Annotated in this window: 10 protein-coding genes; 7 read left to right on the top strand and 3 right to left on the bottom strand. The window is 65.7% G+C overall.

The annotated features are described in order from the left end of the window. Window positions 1-45 precede the first annotated feature (45 nt). Window positions 46-1,701, bottom strand: a complete 1,656-nt coding sequence (locus C7C56_RS07410) for a sensor histidine kinase (RefSeq protein ID WP_106756814.1) — start codon at window positions 1,699-1,701, stop codon at window positions 46-48. 250 nt (window positions 1,702-1,951) lie between these two features. Here C7C56_RS07410 and C7C56_RS07405 point away from each other — a divergent pair, with 250 nt between their 5' ends. Together C7C56_RS07405 and C7C56_RS07400 are read left to right on the top strand one after the other, a co-directional pair. Continuing rightward, window positions 1,952-2,287 carry a hypothetical protein gene (locus C7C56_RS07405; protein WP_181373059.1) on the top strand — a complete coding sequence of 112 codons (336 nt, stop codon included), beginning with the start codon at window positions 1,952-1,954 and terminating at the stop codon, window positions 2,285-2,287. Next, on the top strand, window positions 2,284-3,126 hold the full coding sequence (locus C7C56_RS07400) for an HDOD domain-containing protein (protein ID WP_106756813.1): 843 nt from the start codon (window positions 2,284-2,286) through the stop codon (window positions 3,124-3,126). Before C7C56_RS07405 ends, C7C56_RS07400 begins: the two co-directional genes overlap by 4 nt. 103 nt (window positions 3,127-3,229) lie before the next feature. Here C7C56_RS07400 and C7C56_RS07395 read toward each other — a convergent pair whose 3' ends face one another. Then, a complete protein-coding gene (locus C7C56_RS07395) occupies window positions 3,230-3,559 on the bottom strand; it encodes a hypothetical protein (protein ID WP_106756812.1) in 330 nt (109 codons plus the stop codon). 337 nt (window positions 3,560-3,896) lie between these two features. After that, window positions 3,897-4,217 carry a hypothetical protein gene (locus tag C7C56_RS28000; RefSeq protein ID WP_146204330.1) on the bottom strand — a complete coding sequence of 107 codons (321 nt, stop codon included), beginning with the start codon at window positions 4,215-4,217 and terminating at the stop codon, window positions 3,897-3,899. Here C7C56_RS28000 and miaB point away from each other — a divergent pair. The 5 genes from miaB to C7C56_RS07370 form a co-directional block, all read left to right on the top strand. After that, window positions 4,198-5,559 (top strand): tRNA (N6-isopentenyl adenosine(37)-C2)-methylthiotransferase MiaB, encoded by a 1,362-nt coding sequence (gene miaB / locus C7C56_RS07390; RefSeq protein ID WP_106756811.1) that lies wholly within the window; start codon window positions 4,198-4,200, stop codon window positions 5,557-5,559. The genes C7C56_RS28000 and miaB overlap by 20 nt on opposite strands. Continuing rightward, window positions 5,556-6,623 (top strand): PhoH family protein, encoded by a 1,068-nt coding sequence (locus tag C7C56_RS07385; protein ID WP_106756810.1) that lies wholly within the window; start codon window positions 5,556-5,558, stop codon window positions 6,621-6,623. The genes miaB and C7C56_RS07385 overlap by 4 nt, the downstream gene beginning before the upstream one ends. Continuing rightward, window positions 6,607-7,080 carry an rRNA maturation RNase YbeY gene (gene ybeY, locus C7C56_RS07380; RefSeq protein WP_106756809.1) on the top strand — a complete coding sequence of 158 codons (474 nt, stop codon included), beginning with the start codon at window positions 6,607-6,609 and terminating at the stop codon, window positions 7,078-7,080. Before C7C56_RS07385 ends, ybeY begins: the two co-directional genes overlap by 17 nt. A 135-nt stretch (window positions 7,081-7,215) precedes the next feature. Further along, the gene (locus tag C7C56_RS07375; RefSeq protein WP_106756808.1) at window positions 7,216-8,103 is read left to right on the top strand and encodes a LysR family transcriptional regulator; all 888 of its coding nucleotides are present in this window, start codon (window positions 7,216-7,218) and stop codon (window positions 8,101-8,103) included. 106 nt (window positions 8,104-8,209) lie between these two features. Next, on the top strand, window positions 8,210-8,605 hold a 396-nt coding region (locus tag C7C56_RS07370), incomplete at its 3' end, for a hypothetical protein (protein ID WP_219933117.1).

Below are 8,605 nucleotides of genomic sequence, written 5' to 3'. Positions count from 1 at the left end.
TACCTGCAAGCAAATAATTATTAAATTTATTTAAGGGATGTTGTACTAAGTGCCGTCCCACTCGTTGTCGACGGTCTCGGGCGCCTGCGCCCGCGCGGCGCTGACGGAATGTGAACGCACGGCGTTGACCGAGTGGGCGCGCGCCGCCGCCGTGTCGGCCTTGCGCTCCTGCACCGGCGTCACGCGTGGAATGCACAAGGTGAAACGGGTGCCCTCCCCCGGCGTGCTGCTGACGGCGATGGCGCCGCCGAATTGCTTGACCACCAGGTTGTAGACGATGTTCAAGCCCAGTCCGGTGCCGCCCTGCCCGCGCCGGGTCGTAAAAAAGGGGTCGAACACGCGTTCGAGCACATTGGGCGGAATGCCGAGCCCGTCGTCGTCCACATACACTTCGACCTGCTCGCCGACGACCCGCGCGCCGATCCGGATCTGGCCGCTGACGTCGGCCTTGAACGCGTGGTCCACGCAGTTGAGCAACAGGTTGGTGACGACCTGGGCGAAGGCCCCGGGGTAGCTGTCGAGCACGATATCGACGGGGCAGTCGAGGTGCAGCTTGAGCGCGCCCTTCTTGAGCTTGGGCTGCAGGCTCGAGATGATTTCGCCGATGTACTCGCCGAGGCCGAAGCGGCGCCGCTCCTCGCTGGCCTGGTCGACCGCGATCTGCTTGAAACTGTGGATCAGATGGGCGGCGCGGTAGGCGTTGTTCATGATCAGGGTCGCGCTCTCGGACGCCGTGTCGAGGTAGCCCATGATCTCGGATTTCTTGAGTCCGCCGTTGGCGACGGCGGCCTGGATTTTGTCGGTCGCCTCCTTGAGGACCGAGGCGCTGGTGAGCGTGATGCCGACCGGGGTGTTGATCTCGTGCGCGACGCCGGCCACCAGGCTGCCCAGCGAGGCGAGCCGTTCGGCCTCCATCAGCGACTCCTGGGTTTGGCGCAGGTCGTCGAGCGCGAGCGCGGCCTCCTTGCTGGCCCGCAGCGCGGTGTCCTCGGCCTCGCGGATGCGCACGATGGTCGACTTGAGCCGGCGCTGGATCATGTTGAATCCGCGGATCACCTCGCCGAGCTCGTCGCGCCGCTGCTCCGGCAATTCCTCGACCTCGCCGGTGCCGCGCGTGGCCAGCTCGAACAACCTCTCGCGCAATTGCTGCAGCGGCGCGAACACGACCCGCAGCGACAGCGACAGCGCCAGGATCAGCACCACGTCGAGCAGCAGCACTTCGATAATCTTGCGCATCATCTGCGAGGAGAGCGCGGCGTCGATGCCGGCCCGGCTGAAACTGACCACCACCGTCCCCACCTTGACCGGGGCGCCGCCGCCGGCGCCGTTTTGCAGCGTCAGCACGGCCGAGACGTCGCCCTTGGGCGCGAGCGCGGGCGCGGCGACCGGCACCAGGGTGCCGTCGGGCGCGCGCATGGTGCCCGCGAACAGGCCGACCGAGCTGTCGTAGACGCGGATCGCGGTCACTTCGGGCGGCAGCAGTTCGGCCTCGACGATGTCGTCGACCTTGGTCTTGTCGAGATCCCACAGCGCCGAGGGCAGACTGATCTGCAGCCGCGTGAGCACGCCGTAGCGCAGGCGCTGGTAGCTGCCTTCGAGCTCGCGTTCGAGCGAACGCTGCGACCAGGTCCCCGAAATGGCCAACACGACCGTCACGATGACCACGAACAGCAGCTTGAGGCGGCTTTGGATGCTGAACATCGGGCCCTTTCTGGGATGCGCCGGCAGATTGACGATGGTGTCCCAATGTACGTCAAAGGGGTGGCCCTTGGCAAGAAATCTGGAACAACAAGAACTTTCGGAATCACCACAGGACGATGGCGCAATGTTAAGATCAATACATTAATCAATTTAACTCCGGCTTGCCCCCAGCGCGCCGCTGGGGCGCTGGTGCCCGGCCCGCGATTTGCCGGCCCCAGCCCGCACCGATCGACTACTTACGGAGACTTTGATGAGCGCAAGCTACCAGCACCTTCCGCTGGCCGAGTTGAGGCCAGGCATGATCTTGGCGGACACCTTGCTCGACCAACAGGGGCAGGTCTTGTTGATGCAAGGCACCGTGCTGAGCGAGGCCACGATCGCCCTGATGCCGCGCCACGGCATCGAGCTGCTGCCGATCGCGATCCCGGGCGCGCCGCCGCCCGCGCCGCCCGACCGAGGCGCGCTCGCGCGCCGGCTCGACCACCTGTTCCGCAAGAACGATATCGACGACCAGCGGGACTGGGCCACGGGCACCCTGCGCCGTTATATAGAAGTCTACCGGCTGGGGCCGGAGGCCGAGCAATGAGCCACCTCACAGCGGAAGACATCCTCAACGACCTGCACGAACTGCCGTCGCTGCCGGCGGTCGTCATGGAATTGCTCAGCAGCCTGGACGAGGCCGACGCCGACATCTCGGTGCTGGCCAAAAAACTGTCGCACGACCAGGCCCTGACGGCCAAGACCTTGCGCCTTGCCAATTCGTCGGTGTACGGGCTGCAGGTGCGCGTGACGACGATCCAGCAGGCGATCACCTTCCTCGGTTTCCAGACCACGCGCAACCTGATCACCGCCGCCGCCGTGACCGGCTGCTTCGTCGAAGGGCGCTGCCCCGGTTTCGACCACAAGGCGTTCTGGCGCCATTCGATCGCGACCGCCGCCTGCGCCAAGGTGCTGGCGCGGCGGTTGCGCGTGAACCAGGATTTCGCGTTCACCGCCGGCCTGCTGCACGACATCGGCCGGCTGGTGCTGGTGAGCAGGTATCCGGAGCGCTATGCGGCCGCGATGGCGTGGCGCCACGCCAATGGCAGCGACTTGCTCGAGGCCGAGCGCAGGATTTTGGGGGTGGACCATGTGATGGCCGGCGTGGCGCTGGCCGAACACTGGCAATTCTCGGACACGATGCGGCTCGCGATCGCGCATCACCACGACCCGGAGGCTCCGGGCGCGGGATTTTTGGCGACCATCGTGCATGTGGCCAATTCGATCGTGCACGCGCTCGATGTCACAAACGAGCAGGACGACCTTGTGCCTACCGTTTCCGCGGTCTCGTGGACCGCGCTGGGACTCGATGAGGAGTCCTATTTGCAGGTGTTCCGTGAAACGGAACAGCAATTCGAAGAAATATCGGTAGTCCTGCTGACCTGAAAACCTAACAAGGCTTCATGCCGGGCAGTGGCGGCCGCGGCAACTTGCGGCCACCCCATGCTGCGCGTGGTGGCATGACAGCGTCGCCGCCATGCCGGCGCGCCTAGTGCGCATAATTGCCCGACGCCGGATCGGGCGCTTTTTCCTCCGGCTTTGGACGGCCCTGCGCGTCCGACAGGCGATACTTGGTGCGGCGGTCGCCCATCAGGTCGCGCAGGTCGCGGATGCTCATGCCGGTCACCTCGTGCATGCGGATCAGGAGCGAGGCGCCGACCGGCAGGCGGTGGTGGCGGATCTTGCTGATCACCGGTGGGGCGACCTCGAGCATGCGCGACAGCGCCGCGTCGTTTTTAAGTTGCATCTTGCCGAGCAGAATGTCGAGCAGATGGTTGGGGTTATAACTTTCCTGTGATGCCAGAGCATGGTGTGCCATGATGTTCCTCGTGTGTGAGTGGTTGAAATAGTTCCAGTACGAACGTAGTTAAAGACCATGTTTCGTCTTACTAAGTTCCCGGAAAAACGGCCCTAAACATGATTAAATAAAATGTTTTCCAAAAACCAGCCTAGTGCCGCGACCGGTGGGTGAGCTTGTTGCCGCGTCACGCCGGTCAGAACATTGCGCCCGGCCGCGAAATGGTGCCGGTGTCGCTTCCAACATATTGCAATTTAAGCAAATATTAGCCCCAAACGCCATTAGTACATCCGACCAGCGCAGAGTGGGCCTTGTTGAATATCAAGCTATCGCTTGGAAACCTTGTCTCGTAGTCATTTCAACACAGGGGGCCATTTGGTGGCGCACGCAAGACATTTTCACTTTTGAGTATGTACAGAAGGATTGCGGCGGAAGCCTCTGATTCGCAAGGATAAATTTCCGCCGGTAAATTTTTGCGGGGTGAGCGTTTACACAAATAAAGAGGTGTTTCTGACACCGCGTGCCGGTCCAAATCGGCTTTGGCGCCCGGTTTTTCGGCGCGTTTTGCGGTATTTGCGGTAAACTGGCGTCCCGCCTTGGCAAAGCAACAGCATCCACCCCGCACAGCAAAAGCAAGCAACCCAATGGCAAGCAACCCAATGCAGAAAAAAGTATTCATCAAGACCTTCGGCTGCCAGATGAACGAGTACGACTCCGACAAGATGGCCGATGTGCTCGGCGCGTCCGACGGCATGGTGCGCACCGAGGTCGCCGAGGAGGCCGACATCATCTTGCTCAACACCTGCTCGGTGCGCGAAAAGGCGCAGGAAAAAGTGTTCTCCGACCTGGGACGCTTGCGCGAGCTCAAACGCGCCAAGCCCGACCTGCTGATCGGGGTGGGCGGCTGCGTCGCCTCGCAGGAGGGCGCGGCGATCATCAAGCGCGCGCCCTACGTCGACATGGTGTTCGGCCCGCAGACGCTGCACCGCCTGCCGCAACTCATGCGCGAGCGCCGCGCCAGCGGCGACGCCCAGGTCGACATCTCCTTCCCCGAGATCGAAAAATTCGACCACCTGCCGCCGGCCAAGGTCGACGGCGCCTCGGCCTTCGTCTCGATCATGGAAGGCTGCAGCAAGTACTGCAGCTACTGCGTGGTGCCCTACACCCGCGGCGAGGAGGTCTCGCGCAGGTTCGAGGACGTGCTGCTCGAGGTCGCCGGCCTGGCCGCCCAGGGCGTGCGCGAGATCACCCTGCTCGGGCAGAACGTCAACGCCTTCCGCGGCGTCATGGAGGGCGGCGGGAGCGCCGACTTCGCACTGCTGCTCGAGTACGTGGCCGAGATCCCGGGCGTCGAACGGATCCGCTTCGTCACCAGCCACCCGAAGGAATTCACCCAGCGCCTGATCGACGCCTACGCCAAGATCCCGCAGCTGGTGGACCACCTCTACCTGCCGGCCCAGCATGGCTCGGACAAGGTGCTCGGCGCGATGAAGCGCGGCTACACCAGGCTCGAATACAAATCGATCATCCGCCGCATCCGCGCGGTGCGGCCAAGCATGTCGATCTCGTCGGACTTCATCGTCGGCTTCCCCGGCGAGACCGAGGCCGACTTCGAGGCGATGATGAAACTGATCGACGACGTCGGCTTCGACACCAGCTACAGCTTCATTTTCAGCAAGCGCCCGGGCACGCCCGCGGCCAGCCTGGCCGACGACACCGCGCACGAGGTCAAGCTGGCGCGCCTGCAAAGGCTGCAGGCGGCGATCGACGCCAACACGCGCAAGTACAGCGCGGCCATGGTCGGCACCGTGCAGCGCATCCTGGTCGAGGGCCCGTCCAAGAAGGACGCGCGCGAGCTGCAGGGGCGCACCGAGAACAACCGGGTCGTCAATTTCGACGCGGGCGCCCATTTCGCGACCCTGCCCGGGCAGATGGCCGAGGTCCGCATCACCGAGAGTTTTAACTACACGCTGCGCGGCGAACTCGTCGCCGGCGCAGACATGATTGCCAAAGCCAGTTGAAAACCAAAACACCCATCCAGCCTTCGTACTTCATCCCCGAGCCGCTCGACAACACCCGCCTGGCCCACCTGTGCGGGCCGCTCGACGAGAACCTGCGCCAGATCGCGGCCGCGCTCGACGTGACCATCTTCCGGCGCGGCGAGAAATTCATCGTCAGCGGCAGCAACGCCGACAGCGCGGTCGGGATCCTCGAGCGCTTCTACGCGGTCGCCAACAAGGTGGTCCCGATCGAGGAGGTGCAACTGGCGCTGGTCGAGCAGCGCTCGGGCCTGGCGCCCGCGCTTGAACAGAATCAGCATGCAACGGCGCCCAACAGCGCGCCGGCGGCGCCGGGCGAATCGGACCTGACCAGCCCCGTGCTCAAGACGCGCCGCAGCGACCTGCGCGGGCGCACCCCGCACCAGATCGAATACCTGCGCGCGATCCTCGAGCACGACATCGCCTTCGGGGTCGGACCGGCCGGCACCGGCAAGACCTACCTCGCGGTCGCCTGCGCGGTCGACGCGCTCGAGCGCGACGCCGTCAAGCGCATCATCCTGACCCGCCCCGCGGTCGAGGCGGGCGAGCGGCTCGGCTTCCTACCGGGCGACCTGGCATCCAAGGTCGACCCCTACCTGCGCCCACTGTACGACGCGCTGTACGACCTGCTCGGCTTCGACCGCACCCAGAAGATGTTCGAGAAACAGGTCATCGAGATCGCGCCGCTGGCGTATATGCGCGGGCGCACCCTGAACCACGCGTTCGTGATCCTCGACGAGGCCCAGAACACGACGGTCGAACAGATGAAGATGTTCCTGACCCGGATCGGCTTCGGCAGCAAGGCCGTGATCACCGGCGACGTGACCCAGGTCGACCTGCACAAGTCCCAACAGAGCGGCCTGATCGACGCCGTGCACGTGCTGCGCGACGTGCGCGGGATCGCCTTCACCCAGTTCTCGAGCGCCGACGTGGTGCGCCATCCGCTGGTCGCGCGCATCGTCGACGCCTACGAGACGGCCGCCTCGCTGCAGGACCTGTCGATCCTCCCCAAACCTGCCATGTCCAAAAATGCCCGTAAAAAATAAGCTTTCGCTGGCGGTACAGTATCCCGATGAGCGCCTCGAGCACACCATCACGCGCCCGAAGGTGCGGCGCTGGGTGCAGGCGGCCCTGTTCGCCCCGGCCGAGCTGACCGTGCGCTTCGTCGGCGCCGACGAGGGGCGCGCCCTGAACCGCGACTACCGCGGCAAGGACTACGCCACCAATGTGCTCACCTTCGCCTACAACGAGGGCGAGGAGATCGCGGACGACGCCCCGACCCAGGCCGACATCATCCTGTGCACCGACGTGCTCGAGCAGGAGGCGGCGCAACAGAAAAAAACGCTCGAGGAGCACACCGCGCACCTGATCGTGCACGGCGTGCTGCACGCGCAGGGCTACGACCACGACGACGACACCGAGGCGTCCGAAATGGAGCAGCTCGAAAAAGACATCCTGTCGACCCTCGGCTACCCCGACCCCTACGCCGCCGAGGCGCGCTGAGCCCCGGGCCCGCCGCCGCGGGCCCCATCCCCGGTTTGTTCCATCGCAAACATCGCCGTCATTGACGCGGATCGGCGCGCACCCGCATGTACTATTCACGGGTGTTGAACTGATACAGGTGCTATGCATTTTTGTATGGATAAACCCGAACCGGAATGGAATTTGTACCGCGCCTTCCTCGCCGTTCTGCAGGCCGGGTCGCTGTCGGGCGCCGCGCGCGAACTGGGCATGGCGCAGCCGACCGTGGGGCGCCACATCGACGCGCTCGAACAGGCGCTCGGCTGCGCGCTGTTCGCGCGCTCCCAGCACGGCTTCCTGCCGACCCACCAGGCGCTCCAACTGCGCCCCTACGCCGAGTCGCTCGCGGCCACCGCCAGCGCCTTCCTGCGCGCCGCCACCGGCGAGGCCGAGGGTGCGCGCGGCACCGTGCGCGTGAGCGCGAGCGAAACGGTCGGCTGCGAACTGCTGCCGCCGATCCTGGCGCGCCTGCACCGCGCGCACCCCGACCTCAGAATCGAACTGGCGCTGTCGAACCGGATGCACGACCCGCTGCCGCGCGAGGCCGACATCGCCGTGCGCCTGCAGCGCCCCGAGCAGGAGGGCCTGCACGCGCGCCGCGTGGGCGCGGTCGAACTCGGCCTGCACGCGCACGCCGACTACCTGGCGCGGCGCGGCGCCCCGGCCACGCTGGCCCAATTGCGCGGCCACGCGCTGATCGGCGTCGACCACGAGACCGCCTTCAGCCGCGGCCTCGGGCACCGGCTGGGCGAGCTCAAACGCGACGACTTCGCCCTGCGCGCCGACAGCGGTCAAGCCCGGATGGCGGCGCTGCGGGCCGGCTACGGCATCGGCGTGTGCCAGGCCGGGCTGGCCGCGCGCGAGCCGGAGCTGGTGCGGCTGCTGCCGGACCTGTTCTCGGTCAAGCTCGATACCTGGGTCGCGATGCACGAAGATTTGCGCGAAAGCAAACGCTGCGGCGTGGTGTACACCGCGATCGCCGACGGCTTGGCGGCGCAGGTTTGAGTTTGAGTTAGCGCAGGTGAGGGGGCAAAGAAGGGTGATATACCGTAACGAGTGCTGAAAGGCAATTGTGCCGGCTACCAGATTTTCCTTTTCATCCGAGGATTCCATGATCACATTCCGCCTCCCGCGCGCCGTCGTGCGCTGCACGGTTCTGACCTCGATGGCGTTCCTTGGCGCGAGCTGCGCCTGGCAGCAGGCGCCCCTGTCCGCCGCGGCCAGTTGCATCGAGCGCCAGAACTATTGCCTCGCGGGCTGCCAGAACGATTACGCGAGCGCCTCGCTGGCGTGGTCGCTGGGCGCGCTGCTGGCCACCCCGCCGAGCGGCGAGGGCGAGCGCCGCAAGATCGACCACACGCTGCGCAAGAGCGAGCGCGAGGCCGTGGCCGAGCGCCTCGCCTGCCGCCAGGCCTGCGACCTCAAGGACGGCAGTTGCTTCGCCGCCCCGGCGGCGCCTTTGCCGCGGCCCGCGCCGCCGGCGCCCGTCGCCCGGCCGGCCGCGGCC

Source organism: Massilia glaciei (assembly GCF_003011895.2).
Taxonomy (GTDB): Bacteria; Pseudomonadota; Gammaproteobacteria; order Burkholderiales; family Burkholderiaceae_D; genus Telluria_A; species Telluria_A glaciei.
The sequence above is the reverse complement of the archived record's forward strand: the minus strand, read 5'-3'. Positions and strand labels throughout refer to the sequence as shown.